The sequence below is a fragment of the Enterococcus sp. AZ109 genome, assembly GCF_051714625.1.
GTDB lineage: Bacteria > Bacillota > Bacilli > Lactobacillales > Enterococcaceae > Enterococcus_A.
The window spans coordinates 1,260,680-1,277,376 of the sequence record NZ_JBIOSF010000001.1 but is presented as its reverse complement, the minus strand read 5'-3'; the positions used below and the strand labels follow the sequence as shown (position 1 = coordinate 1,277,376).

At 42.8% G+C, this 16,697-nt stretch carries 15 protein-coding genes; 14 read left to right on the top strand and 1 reads right to left on the bottom strand.

Annotation, left to right across the window (positions count from 1 at the left end; all coding sequences use genetic code 11):
* Positions 1-116 precede the first annotated feature (116 nt).
* The 5 genes from IGI42_RS06065 to queG all read left to right on the top strand — a co-directional run bounded on the left by IGI42_RS06065 (position 117) and on the right by queG (position 6,940).
* On the top strand, positions 117-1,103 hold the full coding sequence (locus tag IGI42_RS06065; protein WP_438714930.1) for an AraC family transcriptional regulator: 987 nt from the start codon (positions 117-119) through the stop codon (positions 1,101-1,103).
* A gap of 165 nt (positions 1,104-1,268) precedes the next feature.
* On the top strand, positions 1,269-2,585 hold the full coding sequence (locus tag IGI42_RS06060; protein ID WP_438714929.1) for an MFS transporter: 1,317 nt from the start codon (positions 1,269-1,271) through the stop codon (positions 2,583-2,585).
* Positions 2,586-2,645: 60 nt separating this feature from the next.
* Positions 2,646-4,229, top strand: coding sequence for an alpha-L-rhamnosidase-related protein (locus IGI42_RS06055; RefSeq protein ID WP_438714928.1), 1,584 nt, complete (start codon positions 2,646-2,648; stop codon positions 4,227-4,229).
* Positions 4,230-4,315: 86 nt separating this feature from the next.
* Entirely contained in the window at positions 4,316-5,677 is a 1,362-nt protein-coding gene (locus IGI42_RS06050) for an MFS transporter (RefSeq protein ID WP_438714927.1), read from the top strand.
* A gap of 120 nt (positions 5,678-5,797) precedes the next feature.
* Positions 5,798-6,940 (top strand): tRNA epoxyqueuosine(34) reductase QueG, encoded by a 1,143-nt coding sequence (gene queG, locus IGI42_RS06045; RefSeq protein ID WP_438714926.1) that lies wholly within the window; start codon positions 5,798-5,800, stop codon positions 6,938-6,940.
* A 263-nt stretch (positions 6,941-7,203) separates the two neighbouring features.
* Here queG and IGI42_RS06040 read toward each other — a convergent pair whose 3' ends face one another.
* Complete coding sequence (locus IGI42_RS06040; protein ID WP_438714925.1) at positions 7,204-8,121, bottom strand: hypothetical protein; 918 nt, start codon at positions 8,119-8,121, stop codon at positions 7,204-7,206.
* Positions 8,122-8,756: 635 nt separating this feature from the next.
* On the opposite strand from IGI42_RS06040, the gene IGI42_RS06035 reads away from it, so the two are divergent.
* From IGI42_RS06035 to IGI42_RS05995, 9 genes are all read left to right on the top strand, one after another.
* On the top strand, positions 8,757-9,185 hold the full coding sequence (locus IGI42_RS06035) for a GAF domain-containing protein (protein ID WP_438714924.1): 429 nt from the start codon (positions 8,757-8,759) through the stop codon (positions 9,183-9,185).
* 16 nt (positions 9,186-9,201) lie between these two features.
* On the top strand, positions 9,202-10,182 hold the full coding sequence (locus tag IGI42_RS06030) for a sensor histidine kinase (RefSeq protein ID WP_438717017.1): 981 nt from the start codon (positions 9,202-9,204) through the stop codon (positions 10,180-10,182).
* Positions 10,179-10,811 carry a response regulator transcription factor gene (locus IGI42_RS06025; RefSeq protein ID WP_438714923.1) on the top strand — a complete coding sequence of 211 codons (633 nt, stop codon included), beginning with the start codon at positions 10,179-10,181 and terminating at the stop codon, positions 10,809-10,811. Before IGI42_RS06030 ends, IGI42_RS06025 begins: the two co-directional genes overlap by 4 nt.
* A gap of 10 nt (positions 10,812-10,821) precedes the next feature.
* Positions 10,822-11,520 (top strand): sirohydrochlorin chelatase, encoded by a 699-nt coding sequence (locus tag IGI42_RS06020; RefSeq protein ID WP_438714922.1) that lies wholly within the window; start codon positions 10,822-10,824, stop codon positions 11,518-11,520.
* Positions 11,505-11,957: a precorrin-2 dehydrogenase/sirohydrochlorin ferrochelatase family protein gene (locus IGI42_RS06015; protein WP_438714921.1), complete on the top strand. Its 453-nt coding sequence runs from the start codon at positions 11,505-11,507 to the stop codon at positions 11,955-11,957. Before IGI42_RS06020 ends, IGI42_RS06015 begins: the two co-directional genes overlap by 16 nt.
* Before the next feature lie 167 nt (positions 11,958-12,124).
* A complete protein-coding gene (gene nirB / locus IGI42_RS06010) occupies positions 12,125-14,557 on the top strand; it encodes a nitrite reductase large subunit NirB (RefSeq protein WP_438714920.1) in 2,433 nt (810 codons plus the stop codon).
* A 1-nt stretch (position 14,558) separates the two neighbouring features.
* Complete coding sequence (locus tag IGI42_RS06005; RefSeq protein ID WP_438714919.1) at positions 14,559-14,861, top strand: nitrite reductase (NAD(P)H) small subunit; 303 nt, start codon at positions 14,559-14,561, stop codon at positions 14,859-14,861.
* A 2-nt stretch (positions 14,862-14,863) separates the two neighbouring features.
* Positions 14,864-15,826 carry a uroporphyrinogen-III C-methyltransferase gene (gene cobA / locus IGI42_RS06000; RefSeq protein ID WP_438714918.1) on the top strand — a complete coding sequence of 321 codons (963 nt, stop codon included), beginning with the start codon at positions 14,864-14,866 and terminating at the stop codon, positions 15,824-15,826.
* A 35-nt stretch (positions 15,827-15,861) separates the two neighbouring features.
* The gene (locus tag IGI42_RS05995) at positions 15,862-16,683 is read left to right on the top strand and encodes a formate/nitrite transporter family protein (RefSeq protein ID WP_438714917.1); all 822 of its coding nucleotides are present in this window, start codon (positions 15,862-15,864) and stop codon (positions 16,681-16,683) included.
* Positions 16,684-16,697 lie beyond the last annotated feature (14 nt).

Sequence of the window (16,697 nt, the reverse complement as noted above, 5' to 3'; positions counted from 1 at the left end):
GTTTCTTCTTTTTTTGTTGTTAGCAACATTTTCCGAAATGACCTTAATTAGGGCAAAGCTAAACAACAGATGGCGGGAACCTTCTGCTATAATAAAACTGAAAGCAGGGGAAGACGATGGACTTTAATGAACTAAAAAAGCAACTTTGGGAAGAAAATGAGATCGAGCAGGAACAACGAATTGAAGGCTACAATGTCAACGATCAACATCTGCCCTACGAAGAGGAAGCGATCCCTAAGATGCCAGGAGAGTCCTTTTTTAAGGAAGGCAACATCTTCATTAACAAGCACCATCGCTACTCTGAGATGCCAGCCCATACCCACGAATTTGTGGAGTTTAATTATATGTTGTCCGGCAGCTGTGTGCAGTATGTCAACGATAAGCGAATTGAATTACAGGAAGGCGAAATTTTGTTGATGGATAAGGATATCGTCCAGCGAATTGACGCATTAGATGAGAATGATATTCTGATCAATATTTTGCTGAAGGGGGATTCCATCACCACTGAGATTGTGGTGAACATGGTGAAATCCAATGGCTTGGTGAATGAATTCTTGATGAATGCCTCCAATGATTACGGTAGTCACGATGCCTTTATCCATTTTCATTGCGGCAATAATCAGGAGGTACAAGCAATTGTTCGGCGGATGATGCTGGAATATTTTAGTAAAGAAAATTATTACATGCGGGCGATGAATTTATGGCTCTCCTTACTGATGATCGAGTTAACTCGAGCCATTGAAGAAGATAGCTTGGAACAATCCAGTGAGCGGGATGAGGAAATTTTGAATATCCTGCGTTACATTGAAGCCAATTATGCCACGTTGACGCTAACAAAATTATCCCAGCACTTCGGGTATAACTCCAACTACATCAGCAATAAATTAAAGAAGGCAACCGGCCGTTCTTTTCAAGAATTAATCAACTCGCTGCGCTACCAAACTGCTCTTGAATTAATGGAGGAAACGGATAAAAGCATCGAGGAAATTTCCTATGAATTAGGCTTTGAAACCGTCCCTTCCTTGTATAAGTTGTTTGCTAAATATACAGATAAGACACCAAAAGAGCTGAAAATAAGCATTTTAGAAAAAAGAAAAAATTAGTAACAAATAGAAGGGCTCAATAGAGAGCGCTTCTATTTTTTTGTCTTGATCTGTGAAATGGATAAGAAACGTATGGGATTTTGCAATGGCTGAAAAGTGGTTATGCGCTTACAATTCAAGTAGTTAATAAATAGCTACTACGAAAAATAAGGAGAGTGTTAAACCGTGAGTAAAGCAAAAAGCTCAACATTAGTGAAGGAATATTCACCATTAGCAACAGCCGCGGGTATCGGTTCAATGTTAGGTTCAGGTTGTATTGTCGGATTATCGGCAACGATTCCCGTCTGGCAACGAGGGTTGGACTTGACCGCTGGGCAAGTCGGTATTATTTCAGGAGGCTTAACCTTTGCGATTGCCTTTGGATCATTATTTGCCGGCCAAATTTCAAAAGGCTTTGGTCTGATCAGATCATTTAACTGGTTGAATTTGTTTTATGCCATTGGTGCTGGTGTGTGTATTTTATCCAACAGTTTCGCGATGTTGTTAGCAGGTGTGATTGTGATGGGAATTGCTTCAGGGGCGGACTTGCCAATTAGTTTAACCGTCGTATCCCATGATGCACCCGATGAAAATACATCGGCTCAGCTAGTTTCATCCACTCAAATCTTTTGGCAAATTGGGGTATTTATTTCTTATATCTGTTCCTTCTTACTTTCAGGAATTGAAGGCGTCTTAGGCGCACGAATCGTCTTTGGTATTTTATTCGCATTTGCACTAATCACTTGGTTATGGCGTTCATTGTCACAAAAATTCAAACGATTCCACGAAGAAGGTGCGGCTCGTCAGTTGGCGCAAAAAGCAACGCAAAGTACCACGCAAGAAGTTTCCTTCAAAACCGTTTTGTTTGGTACTAATAAAAATAAATACTTAGGTTTCTTCGCAGCTATCCTCATCTTCTACGTATGTTGGAACCTTTTGGCAAACACCTGGGGTCAATTCCAGACGTATGCCTTAACTAACGCTGGCGCAAGCCAAACACAAGCAACTGGATTAGGAATTGTCTTGAACATTGTCTCATTAGCAACAACCATCGTCTTTGCCTCAGTTGCTGGTGGAAAATACCGTAACAAAGCCTTCTTCATTGGTGCCTTCGTCCAATTTGCAGCGATGATGGGAATGGCGTTAATCGGCGGCGGTGCTGGTTTTATTGCTCTAGCCATTACGATTGCTTTCTACAACTTCGGTAACCCGTTGGCAGGCGAAGCGATCTACAAAGTATGGACGCAAGAATCGTTTCCATCTGAGGTTCGTGCTTCATTGCAAGGTTTCATTAATGGCTTTTCTCGGATGTGCTGTGGCTTGTTCGCTTTCGTTACACCGTTTTTAGTCGCACCTGACCGGATTCAGACTTCGATGTACGGCTTTGCTGGAATTGTTTTACTGGCAACGATTGCCGGAGTGATCATGATGCGCTTGCAGAAAAAACATGGTGTCGGTGATCAACCTACTGAAGAACCAAAATTAAAAGACGCAACTGTTTAATAGACAATTGAAGAAATCTCCGGTCAGGAGATTTCTTCTCCACTAATGGAGGGAAAATAAATGGCATTCACATTTCAAATTAACGATGACGTGGTATGGAATCACGACGAAAAATTATTAGCTAAAGCGCAAAGTAATACACCAGATTTAATTCAAACAACTATTACACCGGCTGCAATTGCCGAAATTGTAGCTGACGAAAAAAGTGTCAACGGTTTCAAGTCAGTGGTTAGTGATAAGCATATCGCAAATTTAGCAGACTACACACTTGGTCGTGATGAAAGCATGGTCTTAGATTTAGGCGATCATTATGTTGGAAAATTTTCAGTCGATATTGATTCAGTCGGTTCACCGATGGATGCACCTTTATATATCCGGTTAAAATTTGCCGAAATTCCAGCCGAAATCTCAGCCGAATCGGCGGACTACGATGGTTGGTTATCGCGCTCATGGATTCAAGAAGAGTTCGTGCATATCGATGTCTTACCAATGACTTTGGAAATGCCTCGTCGCTATAGCTGCCGGTATATCGAATTAAGTGTCATTGATACTTCGCCTAAATGGAAAGCTAGCTTTAGTAATCCGAAATTTGTCGCTGAAAGCAGTGTCTCAATGGACCAGCTGCCAAAACCAGTAATCAAAGATAAAGAATTGGAAGCAATTTATAATATTTCAGTCAAGACGTTGCAAGATTGTATGCAGACGGTTTTTGAGGACGGTCCAAAGCGGGATCGTCGTTTATGGATTGGTGATTTACGCTTGCAGGCTTTGGCTAACTATTATACGTTTGATGATCTGGCATTAACTAAGCGCTGTTTGTATCTTTTCGGTGGGATGACTACTGAAGAAGGTAAAATTCCAGCGAATGTTTTTACTGCGCCTAAATTGACACCCGATGATACCTTCTTATTTGATTACAGTCTCTTCTTTGCAACAATTCTTTTTGATTATGTGGAACACACTCAAGATCAGGAAGTCTTACAGGATTTATATCCGGCTGCGAAAAAAGAAATTGATTTAGCGCTGCAGCAAGTCGATGAGCAGGGGCGTCTAGTTCTGACCGAAGATTGGCCAGTGTTTATTGATTGGTCCAATGAGTTTGATAAGGCGACTGCTGGTCAAGCAGTAATGATTTATGCCTTGAAACGATTCATTCAATTAGCTGAGAAGATGAACGATGCCAAATTAACTCACTATCAAGAAGTCTGTGATCAACTAGCCAGCTTTGCTAAAACCGCTTTATATAATGAAGAAAAACAACAATTCATCATTGAAACAAGTGGTGAAATGAATGTAGCCAGCCAAGTCTGGATGGTCTTAGCCGAAGTGATGGATGAGGACACCAACAAGAAAATTATGGAAACTACTGTTGCAGAACAGTTCCCAATTACAGGTATTGCTACACCATATATGTATCATCATGTAGTAGAAGCGTTGTTTGTGGCCGGCTTATCCGATGCCGCTGTTCAATTGATGAAGGATTACTGGGGCACCATGATTGAAATGGGGGCAGATACCTTCTGGGAAGCCTTCAAACCTGAAGAACCAAACTTCTCACCTTATGGCAGTCCCATCATCAGCAGCTACTGTCATGCTTGGAGCTGTACACCGGCTTACTTGATTAAAAAGTATTTAGCAGACTAAAAAAAAGCGATCAGTCATGTTCGGCTTCGCAAACGATTCAACAAGACGTACTTGTGAAGCCGATTTAACAGAAAAGGGGAAAGAGGATGGAATCTTTGAAAATGGAGACACAGGCAGATAAACCAATCTCAAAATGGCAGCAACGGATCGGCTATGGCGTTTCCGACTTAGCTTGTAATTTAATTTGGCAGATGATTTCTTTGTATTTGTTGTTTTTCTACACGGATATTATGCAGTTAAGTGCTTCAGCAATTAGCTTAATGTTTGTACTGACCCGTTTCATTGATGGCATCACCGATCTTTTGGTGGGTTATTTGATTGACCATACCCATACTCGTTGGGGGAAATCGCGTCCGTACTTTCTCTTCGGTGCGATTCCCTTCGCTCTGTTTGCCTTCTTGTGCTTTAGCGTACCGGATATTTCTGCCAACGGAAAATTGATTTATGCTTACATTACTTATTTTGGCTTATCCTTAGCTTACACGATCGTTAATGTACCGATGGCTTCGATTTTGCCAAGCTTGACTAACGATACGGAAGAACGGACGGCCTTATCAACCTCCAGAAAATTCTTTGGCTTCTTAGGAGCAACAGTGGTCAGTTCTACGGCTTTAGTTTTAGTCAACCATTTTGGGGGTGAGAATCAGGCACTAGGCTTTCGCATTGTTATGGCCATCTTTGGGGTGATCGGCTGTCTGTTGTTTTTCTTCACCTTCTTCAGTGTTCGGGAAACGACTACTTTGCAGTCGTCGAAGGCATCGGTGAAGGAAATTTTCTTCAGCTTAAAGCAAAACAAACCGTGGTTGATTTTCGCCGTAAATATTGTATTTATGTGGACCGGCTTCTTTATTCAAACGAGTGCATTGGTTTATTACTATACCGTAGTGGTGGGCAGTCAAGCGCTATCCATTTCGGTAGCTACGATCATGTCGATTGTGCCTATGGTAGCCAACTTCTTCGTCCCGTTTTTGGCTAGACGTTTAGGTAAGCGCAATCTTTATATCACGGCTTCGGTGGTTCAAGCAATTGGAATTGTTATTATCTTGATTGGAAATGTAACCCATTTCGTCATTTTAGCAGGGGCAGTTGTTTCGGCGATGGGGTATGGTGTGAAGGAAAGTATTTACTTCTCGATGCAGGCTGATCCAGTCGATTATGGTGAGTGGAAAACGGGGGTCAATGTGTCTGGTTCCCTTTCAGCAATTAACGGTTTCTTAGGAAAAGTCGCTCAAGCCTTTTCTGGCGGGATCGCAGGTGCTTTACTGGCTTGGGGAAATTATACACCAGGTGCGACTGTCCAAAGTCCGCAAGCAGAACTGGCGATTCGGGCAATGTATGGCTATATTCCTTTGCTGCTGATCATTGGTTCAATTATCACGATGCTTTTCTATCAATTGGATCGCATCTACCCGCAAATCAAACAGGAATTGGAAGCAAGAAAAGCATAAATAAACAAGGGCATTCTCTGATGAAAGTTTAGAGGATGCTCATTTTTTTCGTAAAAAGGGTCTTGCTTAGTTATAATAAAGCCAGAGTCAGAAATTTTTGTGAACGAAGGTGGTATCAAGATGTCACTGAAAGAAAAAGTTATCGCTGAAAGTCAGCGTTTAGGCATTGATAAAATTGGCTTTGCTTCGGCCGAGCCATTTACAGAATTAGCGGCGTCCTTACAGGAACAAAAGGCACGAGGCTATACCTCGGGCTTTGAACATCCTGTGATTGAAGAGCGGATTTATCCGGAAAGAACCTTTGAACATCCTCAAACCATTATTTCGATTGCCTTAGCTTATCCAACCAAAGCGAAAGAGTCGGTCCCAAAGGATGAAAAACGGGGAATGTTTGCCCGCGCATCTTGGGGGATTGATTACCACGATATTTTGCGGGACCGGCTGCAAAAGCTGATCGCCTTCATCCAAGCAGAAGCGGAGACTCTGCAGCAGCAGGAAAGCTGGCGCTTTGCTCCACAGGTCGATACTGGTGAATTAATCGATGTCTCGGTAGCTCAACGGGCTGGACTAGGTTTTATTGGACGTAATGGATTACTGATTACCGAGGAGTTTGGCTCGTTTGTCTATTTAGGGGAAATTATTACCAACATTGAATTTGAAGTGGATGAACCCGTTGCTTTTGGTTGTGGGGAGTGCATGCGGTGTATTAAAGGCTGTCCTACTAACGCTTTATTAGGTGATGGTCGGATGAATGCGCAGCGATGCCTATCCTATCAGACACAAACAAAAGGGATGATGCCCGAAGAATACCGTAAAAAGATGCGTAATGTCATCTACGGCTGTGATATTTGTCAGCTAGTTTGTCCCTATAATCAAGGCAAAGACGCCCACTTCCATGAAGAGATGGAACCGGAGATCGATACTGTCTATCCTAAATTAAAGCCAATGCTTAACCTATCAAATAAAGAATTTAACAATCAATTTGGTCATTTGGCTGGGTCATGGCGCGGTAAAAAACCGTTACAACGTAATGCTATCATCGCATTAGCCAATCTAGGTGATCGCTCAGCGTTGCCAGCATTATACGAAATCGCTCAAAAAGATGTTCGTCCCGTGATTCGCGGAACTGCTGCTTGGGCAATCGGTCGTTTAGGTAAAAAAGAAGCTGAAAAATGGTTGACACAATTAAAAGAATTACAAGATCTAGAGCAAGATGAAGAAGCTTTGTTGGAAATTAAAAAGGCGATCGAACAGTTGTCATAGGTAATAAGCACCTTGTTGAAAGTAGACTGCGCTCGATAATAGTCTTAAAATTAATGAGTTTTCTGAAGCTGCGTGCGTAAGCCTTTTTTAGGGCATATTCTATTTTTTTAGTCTGGTAAAGGCTTTTTTCAACCATGCAAAAAAAATTAAACGAGTGAAAGTCTAGTTCAATTAAAAAGGTTTTTATCTATAGATGTATTAGCGAGTCATCCTAGTCGACAAACCCTAAATAGAGGTGTTTGTAGGCTTTTTTTAGGGCTCCTTTATTTCCGCTTGTTCCTTTTCCGATCCTTTTTCTTGCCCGTCATCGGTGGTTGCTGTTTGCCATTGTTTTTCTTAGGTAACCTGCCAGTTAGTCGTTTCTTGACATCTTCTAAGGTGAGTCTCGGTTTCTTTTTCACCGGCTGTGTTCCAGTATCTGGCGGCGAAGACTTAGAGTGAACGGGATTATTGTCGCTAGCGGCATCGTCAATGATAGACACGGTTTCAGGCACAAGCTCAGTGGTTTCAGTTACGGCTTCCAGTTGAACCGACTCCTGCCAATCAGCGGCCGGATCTTCGTCATCTAAGGTGTTGAATCGTGGGTTGGTTTCCGTGATCTCCGCTTTGATTACTTGGGCAAAACGGCGCACGCCCTCTTTTTTAAATAAGGATAAAGAGGTCAAAATTTTCAACAGGTCATAGCATTGCTGGGAAGTCAGTGCTGGATCGACATTGCTTAAGGTCCAGCCGTGTCTTTTGCCATTTTCGTCAGTAAAGACGGAGACTAAACTTGCTTTTGTTTCCACTGGGCGACTTGTAGAATACAAAAATGGCTTCAATTTTTCGATATGTGTGCGGGTATTTTGGGTTAAACGCAGAAATTCAGCGTTGGTTTTAAACAGACGGGTAGTGACGGTTTGCCATTCTTCTGGCGTGAAATAGTCAGTGAAATAGACACACAAATGGCGTACCGGACGGAGCTGGTCAGGATGACTTGTCAAAAACAACGAGCAAATTAGTTCTTTGGCAAAGAAAGAAAAGTCAGCGGTGCATAGCGCATTTCTTACTAATACAGCTACGGCACACTGGATAATGTAGGGACTGTCTTGCGTTTGATCAAAAAAATGCTGAAAGCGGGCTGCAAGGGATTCGACACCCATCGTGTAAATCTGGCGCTGCGAAAGTGGTTTTATGGTCATAGTCAGGACTCCTTATAATTTATTTTATTGGTGAAGACTTGGCCATGAGTCCGCTTTTATTGTAAGGGGTCATACTAAGCCTTGAATTCTATGTAAACGTTTTACAAATAAATGATTAACGTTATTGTAATCTAAAGTTAATTGAGAATCAAGTGTACTTTTCATTTATTTTTCTTTTTCTCGTTAAAAAAACACTCGTTATTTATTTAATTCTTAGAGGGATATAGGGGAAATAATCAACATAATAACGTTTTGTGGTGGATGCCTTAAATGCATGGATATTTTATCTGTTATTTTAAAATGACAGATTGTTGTCATTGTAGCAATAACTAGCTTTGTTTACTTGATAGTTGCAGCATTGCGCATAATTCTTTGTACTCTTAACTAAGAGGACGCAGTACAAATGAGGGCCGGACAACGAAACTGCACAAAGAAAATAGGTGCGTATAGGAAAATGAATCAAGTGTAGTGATAATAATTAGCGGTAAATTAGATAGGGAAATATTCTCCCACAATTTTTCCCGCACCTTTCGCTAAACTTCTGGTATGATGATATTAAATCAACACCTTTATAGTTGAAGGCTGTGACAAACGATAAATAACAAGCTAAAATACAAGGAATTGGAGTAATCGTGATGGAGTCAATCGAAGACTTTTTACTACGTTATCAAAAGAAATGGACATGTGATTTTTTAGGAATAGCGTTGAATGTAGCATCTGGTGATACGCCAAAAGAAATCCGCTGGGTTCACGTGGTGGGCAACCGTAGTGAAGCTTACAAAAATATTCGCTTGCAGGTTGGTCGTGGGATCGCTGGAATGGTATGGAAAACAGCGCGTATGCAGTTAGATGAGCATATTTTCGATCAACCGGACAAGTTGATCGAATACCCGATCGCTCGAATCGAAAAGTTGCAGACTGCTTTGGCTGCTCCAGTGATGAATAATGCTGAAGTGTATGCTATTTTAATGAGTGGCTATCGCGACAATCATCAGTATACCCCACTAGAAAAAGCCCAATTGGGAGCGGCTGCCAGTGAGCTTAGTCAATTATTAAGGAAGTGATCAACCTTTGCTTCAAATGAATGAGGCGCTTTTTGTTCAACTACAAGAAGCGGTTTGGCTTTTGGATAGCGAGATCCAAGTGATGGCTAAAACAAGAAAAGCCCAAGAAATAGAAGAAAATTATCAATTAAATCTGCAAACGGTCATCGATATTAGTCGAGGACAAGGCTGTGCGTTGCATAGTACAAAAGCAGAGTGCTTAATGTGTCCTTTAGAAGGGAAATTATCTCCTTTAGGCTTCCCCTTTGTTTTGCTGACAAAAGATGGCAGCAGTGAGGAGTTTTGGGGAAGAGTCGACCATACTGCCGATCAGCTGATTCTGCAAATTCAAAATCAGACGGCTGCGGATACGCCGGAATCATTGTTTGAGTATATTAACAATGTCCGAGAGCTTGAACGTAAAAAAATTGCCCAAGATCTCCATGATGGAATCGCTCAGAGTATTTATGGCTTGATGTTAGAGACTCGAGGGTTAAAATGGGTTCCAGAGGCAGAAAAGCCTGCCAAAATGCGCGACTTGGATCGCCATTTCTCGGAAGTTTTAACCGAGGTGAAGAATTTAGCTGGAGAGCTGCGTCCGATGGCAATTGATGAGTTTGGGCTAGTTCAAGCCCTGGAACAGTTTATCGAACGAACCACCGAAATGACTGGCTTTGAAATCGAGCTGGTCGTGACCGGCGAAAAGCAGCCGTTAACTGAAGCAATTCGGATTGCTATTTATCGGATTATTCAAGAAGCAGTCACCAATGCGATGAAATATTCTGGTGAAAATACCATTTATCTGTCTTTGGATTTTACCGAGGAGTTGCTGGTAGTACGGATTCAAGACGAAGGAGCAGGATTTGATCTTGCCAAACAAAAAAGCGGGTTTGGCTTAGTGAACATGAAAGAACGAGCCCATGCTATCGGTAGTCAGTTAGTTATTCACTCACAGCGTGGACAAGGGACGGTCATTCAAATGCAAGTACCGCTAAAGAGAGGGCTGAAACATAAATGAATATTTTAATAGCTGACGACCATGCCATGATCAGAAATGCATTGGCCTTTTTGATTAATGCACAGTCAGATATGGAAGTTGTAGCGGATGCGGCTGACGGCCATGAAGTATTTATGACTGTAGAAAATCAGCCAATTGATCTGGTGCTGATTGACATTAGCATGCCTCCTGGCGAAAACGGCTTATTGACCACGAAGCGTTTGAAGGAAGCTTTTCCGACAGTGAAGGTACTTGTTTTAACGATGCATGACGAACGTTCTTATGTCCGGGAAGCTTTGGAGGCAGGAGCGGACGGTTTCTTATTGAAAACGGCAAATGATGAAACACTGATCGAAGCAATTCGCCAGGTGCATCAAGGGAAACGATTTTATGATGGCTACACTGAACAGGCATTAAGCGAGATTGCGTTGGAAAAAGAAGACCCATTGTATGCTAGTCTTTCAAAACGAGAAAAAGAGATTTTGCCATTGATTGCCCTTGGTTACAACAATAAGCAAATCGCCGAGCGGTTGTTTATCTCAGTAAAAACGGTGGAAGTCCACAAGGCCAATGTCCGAAAGAAATTACAGCTGGAAAGCTACGCCAGTCTGTTGCAATACAGTTTGAAACATCATTTGATTGATTTTTAGGAGGAGAAGGATGAAAGGAATCGTATTTGTTTTACACGGGCGAAAAAATAGACTGTCCACAACGAATATGTCGTTAATTGAAAAGCTGGCACCTCGCTTAATCGGTCCGTATGAGATTGGCTTATTAGAAGGCGAGCAGCAAACGTTAGAAGCTGCCATTCATGCTTTACTGAGTAAACAAGTGGAAGAGATTGTCTTTCTCCCCATTTTATTATTTCCAGCCACCCATGCGAAAGAAGACTTACCGCAACGTGCCGCAGCCTTGCTAAAAGACAAGCTTCCCTATCGAATTTTAGAAACGTTAGGGACTACCCAAGCAGTCAGCACCTTCCTTATTCAACAGGTAAAGCAAGCAAACCTTGCGACGAGGGAGATACTATTAATCGCTCACGGGACACCCCACTATGAAGTACCCTATCAGCAGCTTTGTGAGGTAGCTGAGAAAGTTAGCGTTGCGACAAATCAAAAGGTTTATCCTGCTCATTATCACGGAGAGCATCTCTACCAAGACATTTTAGCGCAGCATCCTGAGCCCTTGCTTATTCAGCGCTTATTTTTAACAGAGGGCTATCTGGCGAAGAAAATTACCGATGAAATTCAGACACTGCGGGGAACGATAGATGAACTATTACCGACTTTACAAGATCAGCCAGCGTTAGAAGAAGCAATCCTTGAACGCTTAGGAGCAGCGTCATGTATCCAATCTTAGTAAATCTTAGCCAATTGTCGGTAGTCGTCATAGGCGGCGGGAAAATAGCTACTAGAAAGGTCAAAGGCTTGGTAAAAGAAGGTGGCAAGCCGACAGTGATCGCACCAGAAATCAGTGAAGCGCTGAAACGGATGGCCAAAGCTGGGGAAGTTCGTTTGCAGCAACGGAACTTTCAAGCTGGGGATACGAAAGACGCGCAAATGGTCTTTATTTGTACCAATAACGAAGCCGTGAACCAACAGATTTTACAGGAAACGACGTCACAGCAATTAGTGAACGATACTACCAACCAAAGCCGCAGCAATTTTTTTAACATGGTGTTTGTGAAAGAAAAAGATCTCGGTCTGGCGATTACCACAGGGGGAAAATCACCCGAGACTGCCAAAAAAGTAAAGACCGCCGTTCAAGACTTTCTCAAGTCGTTAGTTAATAGCTAACGGCTTTTTCTTTGTGCAAAAAAGAACGAACCAGTAATACATGTTGTTTTTTCTTAGTTTTTTGCACAGCTTTCTTCACTTATAGGGGATTCCCTAATATAAAACAACAGGTAATTCCTTTATTGTGATGTCATGAACAAACAATAAGCAGGCCGAGGTGGAAGGAAATGAACGAACGTTTAGTTGTCATTGGTAATGGGATGGCGGGAATTCGAACCGTTGAAGAAATTTTAGAGCGTGATCCTGAGCGCTACGTAATTACGGTTATTGGAAATGAAGAATATCCGAATTATAACCGCATCATGCTATCCAATGTACTGCAAAAGAAAATGACCGTGGATGAAATCATCACAAATCCATTGGAATGGTATGCAGAAAATCAAATTGTTTTAATTAATAATAACCCAGCAGTAGGGATTGATACGGAGTTAAAGATCGTCACCACTGAATCTGGTGAGACCGTTCCTTACGACAAATTAATCATGGCAACTGGCTCACATCCTTTCATTTTACCGATCCCAGGAGCGGATAAAGAAGGAGTCGTGGCCTTCCGAACGATTGATGATACGGCAGAAATGCTAACTGCGGCTGCAACATACAAAAAAGCGGTCGTCATTGGTGGCGGGCTTTTAGGTCTGGAAGCAGCAAAAGGCTTGCAAGAGCAAGGCATGGATGTCACCGTGGTCCATTTAGCCAAGTGGCTGATGGAAACCCAATTAGATGAAAAAGCCGGCAAGCTTCTTCAGGCTGAATTAGAAGATCAAGGATTGAAATTCCTAATGGAACACAGTACCCAAGAAATCCTAGGGGATCAGCGAGTAACCGGCATGCGTTTTTCAAACGACACTGAGATTGACACCGACTTGATTGTCATGTCGATTGGGATTCGCCCAGCCGTTGAGTTGGCGCGGGAAATCGGGCTAACAGTTAATCGTGGGATTGTTGTTAATGACTACATGGAAACAAGCTTACCTGATATTTATGGTGTCGGGGAATGTGTGGAACATAACGGCGTCTGTTATGGACTGGTGGCACCCTTATTTGAGCAAGGCAAAATCTTAGCCGACGTCTTAACCGATCAAGCAGAAGTAAAGGCGTATCAAGGGTCCAAAACATTTACTTCCCTGAAAGTGTCCGGTGCAGACTTGTATTCGGCAGGAAACATTTTAAACACAGAAGGCATGGATAGTATCGAAGCCTTTGACAGTGCTTCTCGAAAATATAAAAAAATCTTCTTGAAGGATGGTAAAATTCAAGGGATCGTTTTATATGGCGACACCGATGACGGCAGCCGCTATTACAACATGATGAAAAAAGGACAAACGATTGAAGAGTTGCAATCGATTGCTGTCTTACAGGCAATTGGCGAAGGTGCCGGCATGGGACAAGACGTCATCGAGTGGGAAGATGATGAGACGGTCTGTGGTTGTAACGGCGTGGAAAAGGGCAAGATTTTACAAGCCATTCGTGAAAAAGGCTTGTCCAGTGTGGCAGAAGTAGGCAAAGTGACCAAAGCGGGAACTTCTTGTGGGAAGTGTAAGCCGCAGGTACAAACCTTGTTGGAATACGAACTAGGGGATGCAGTCACTACAGCTACGGGAATCTGTCCCTGTACCGATCTGAATCGTGACCAAGTCGTTACCCAAATTTACGCGAAACACTTAACCAGTACGTCAGAAGTCTTTGAAGCCTTAGACTGGCGTAATGCAGAAGGCTGCTCAAAATGTCGTCCAGCCGTTAATTTTTATCTGAATGTCGCTTGGCCCCAAGAACACGAGGATGAAAGAGATTCCCGAGTTGCCAACGAACGGATGCACGCCAACATTCAAAAAGATGGAACGTTCTCAGTCGTACCAAGAATGCGCGGCGGACAAACATCGCCTCAGCAATTAATGAAACTGGCTCAAGTAGCTGAACGTTATGATGTGCCATTAGTCAAAGTGACCGGCTCACAACGGATCGGACTATATGGTGTGAAAAAAGAGGATCTACCGAAAATCTGGGAAGAGCTGGACATGGTTGCAGCACAGGCTTATGGAAAAGTCTTTCGTTCGGTGAAAACCTGTGTCGGCCAAAGCTTCTGCCGTTTTGGTACCCAAAAAACAATGGAGCTAGGTGTGCGAATTGAAGAGAACTTTGAATATATCGATACGCCTCACAAGTTCAAAGTCGGTGTATCTGGGTGTCCCCGCAGCTGTGTAGAGTCTGCCGTAAAGGACTTCGGCATTATCGGCGTGGAAAATGGCTTCCAAATTATGATCGGCGGAAATGGCGGGACAGAATTGGTGGAAGCCCAGCATTTAGTGACGGTGGAGACCGAAGACGAAGTGATCGATTTGTGCGGAGCGATGTTGCAATATTATCGTGAAACCGGCATTTATGGCGAACGTACAGCACCGTGGGTAGAACGAATGGGCTTTGAAAATGTTAAAACCGTCTTGCTAGATGCAGATAAACGTAAAGAACTGTGGGATAGCTTGAACAAAGCAATTACTGCCAAAGGTCGCATGGATTCATGGGGACCAATTACGAAAGACGTTGATTTACGGGAAAAAATGTACACAATTGAAAAACCAGAACTAATAGGAGCGGGGAAATAATATGAAAGTACTAGCAACTAAACAATCAAAATTGATGCCAAGAGTTGGTCGCTCGGTGATGATTAATGATAAAAAAATTGCCATCTTTCAACTGACTGATGGTCGGATTTTCGCAATTGAAGACCATTGTCCGCTAACCAATGCACCTGTTCTAGAAGGTATTGTTTCTGGTGAATATTTGTATGAGCCGATGCGTGACTACAAAATATCGCTAGTCGATGGCATGATTCAAGAGCCAGACGAAGGACAACTGAAGGTTTATCCAGTTGAAGTGATCGACGATGACATATTTATTGAGGTGTAGCAATGATTTCATTTGTGGGTGCCGGTCCTGGTGATATGGAACTACTGACGGTCAAAGGCCAGCGTCGATTGCAGGAGGCGGATGCAGTAATTTATGATCGCTTGGTGAATCCTTTACTGCTGTTCCACTGTCAAAAGGATTGTCAGCTGATTTATGTAGGAAAAACTCCTTATCAGCCAACTATGAAGCAAGAAGCAATCAACCAATTATTGGTTGAAACGCACCAAAAATACCACCGGATTGTCCGCTTAAAAGGCGGCGATCCGGTGATCTTTGGCCGTTTGACGGAAGAACTAGCGGCAATCACTGCGGCAGGAATTGATTTTGAAATTGTCCCAGGGATTACTTCTGCCAGCGCAACAGCCGCTTACAATGGTATCTCACTAACCGAACGGGGAACGGCACGTTCGGTTACTTTTATGACCGGTCATCTCAAGAATAATGATCCCCAAGCTTTTCCAGTTTTGGAGCAAGAGCAAACGATCTGTTTGTATATGGGAATGGAAGATTTAGCCCAATTTGTTGCCCATTTGCTGCAACAGGGCTTTGATCCCAAAACCAAGGCAGCAGTAATTAGCTGGGGAACCTATGGGCGGCAACAAAAAGTCACAAGTACCTTAGCTGAACTAGCTGTGCAGGTAAAAGTAGCCGGAATCAAAAATCCGGCGATTGTGTTGATCGGAGCAGCCGTATTAGGACAGGAACAATTTAGCTGGTTTGATCAGCTGCCTAACTTCGGCAAGCGGCAGCTGTTAGTTGCCACAAGACCGCCAAACATTGAGGAGCTGGTCAGTTATACTAGCCAAGGGGCAGATATCTGGTGGCATCAAGTAGGCGAAGAAAGAGACCAGCGCTTTGATGAAATTAGCGAACGTTACTTATCAGAGCAATCATTTTGTCAAATTTTGTTCATGGATGAGCAGGCAAAAGATGTTTATAAACGGAATGACTGTCCGTTTGGCTAAAAATGCAGACGGTTAGATAAAAAGGAGTAATTCATATGTCATTATCACCTAAGGAATTAGTCGATGAAGCAATTGCTCGTGGGAAAGCCAAAGCGAATTACAGCTTTTTGACAACTGCAGTATTAGGAATCATGGCCGGTATATTTATCGGCTTAGCCGGTGTTGCGATGATCCGAACAATGGGTTCAATGCCCAAAGAATGGGGCACTTTCGTCAATTTAACGGGGGCTCTAATTTTTCCCTTTGGTTTGATCTGCTTACTGTTGGTTGGAGGAGAGTTGGTTACTGGAAATATGCTGTCAGTCAGCATGGCGCTGTATGCTAAGGAAATCACCCTGAAGCAATGGGGACGCAATATGTTTTTAGTCACCTTGTTCAATTTAGTCGGTGCGGTGGCAGTAGCGGTTTTCTTCGGGTATTTTTCCAATACCTTACAAGGTGCATTTGTAGAACGGACGATTGCCGTGGCTCAAGGCCGTACGGCAGATGCTCCGTTGCAAGCTTTTCTATCAGGAATCGCCTGTAACATTTTAGTTTGTACCGGTGTGTATATGAACATGGCCGCTCGCGATTTTGTCGGTAAAATGTTCGGCACGTTACTGCCGGTGGCAGGTTTTGTCATTGCAGGTTATCAGCACGTAGTAGCAAACATGTTTTTGATTGCTGCAGGTATTTTGGCTGGCGGAGCGACAATTGGTGAATTTGTGGAAAATATGGTGTTTGTTTGGTCGGGAAATCTGGTGGGCGGCGGCGTAATTTTAGCTGGCATGTATTTCCTAGCTTTTAAAGTAGGAATGAAGCCCGCCCCAAAAGAATTGGAAAAGACCGATAGCTCGACGATAATCGTAGAAGAATAAATAGATAGAGGAAA

Bases quoted from the DNA above. Each gene is read 5' to 3' on its own strand.
- IGI42_RS06035 (WP_438714924.1), top strand. From the start codon at position 8,757: ATGGAGTCAATCGAAGACTTTTTACTACGTTATCAAAAGAAATGGACA.
- IGI42_RS06040 (WP_438714925.1), bottom strand. From the start codon at position 8,121: ATGACCATAAAACCACTTTCGCAGCGCCAGATTTACACGATGGGTGTC.
- IGI42_RS06065 (WP_438714930.1), top strand. From the start codon at position 117: ATGGACTTTAATGAACTAAAAAAGCAACTTTGGGAAGAAAATGAGATC.
- IGI42_RS06020 (WP_438714922.1), top strand. From the start codon at position 10,822: ATGAAAGGAATCGTATTTGTTTTACACGGGCGAAAAAATAGACTGTCC.
- IGI42_RS06050 (WP_438714927.1), top strand. From the start codon at position 4,316: ATGGAATCTTTGAAAATGGAGACACAGGCAGATAAACCAATCTCAAAA.
- cobA (WP_438714918.1), top strand. From the start codon at position 14,864: ATGATTTCATTTGTGGGTGCCGGTCCTGGTGATATGGAACTACTGACG.
- IGI42_RS06005 (WP_438714919.1), top strand. From the start codon at position 14,559: ATGAAAGTACTAGCAACTAAACAATCAAAATTGATGCCAAGAGTTGGT.
- IGI42_RS06030 (WP_438717017.1), top strand. From the start codon at position 9,202: ATGAATGAGGCGCTTTTTGTTCAACTACAAGAAGCGGTTTGGCTTTTG.
- nirB (WP_438714920.1), top strand. From the start codon at position 12,125: ATGAACGAACGTTTAGTTGTCATTGGTAATGGGATGGCGGGAATTCGA.
- queG (WP_438714926.1), top strand. From the start codon at position 5,798: ATGTCACTGAAAGAAAAAGTTATCGCTGAAAGTCAGCGTTTAGGCATT.
- IGI42_RS06015 (WP_438714921.1), top strand. From the start codon at position 11,505: ATGTATCCAATCTTAGTAAATCTTAGCCAATTGTCGGTAGTCGTCATA.
- IGI42_RS05995 (WP_438714917.1), top strand. From the start codon at position 15,862: ATGTCATTATCACCTAAGGAATTAGTCGATGAAGCAATTGCTCGTGGG.
- IGI42_RS06025 (WP_438714923.1), top strand. From the start codon at position 10,179: ATGAATATTTTAATAGCTGACGACCATGCCATGATCAGAAATGCATTG.
- IGI42_RS06055 (WP_438714928.1), top strand. From the start codon at position 2,646: ATGGCATTCACATTTCAAATTAACGATGACGTGGTATGGAATCACGAC.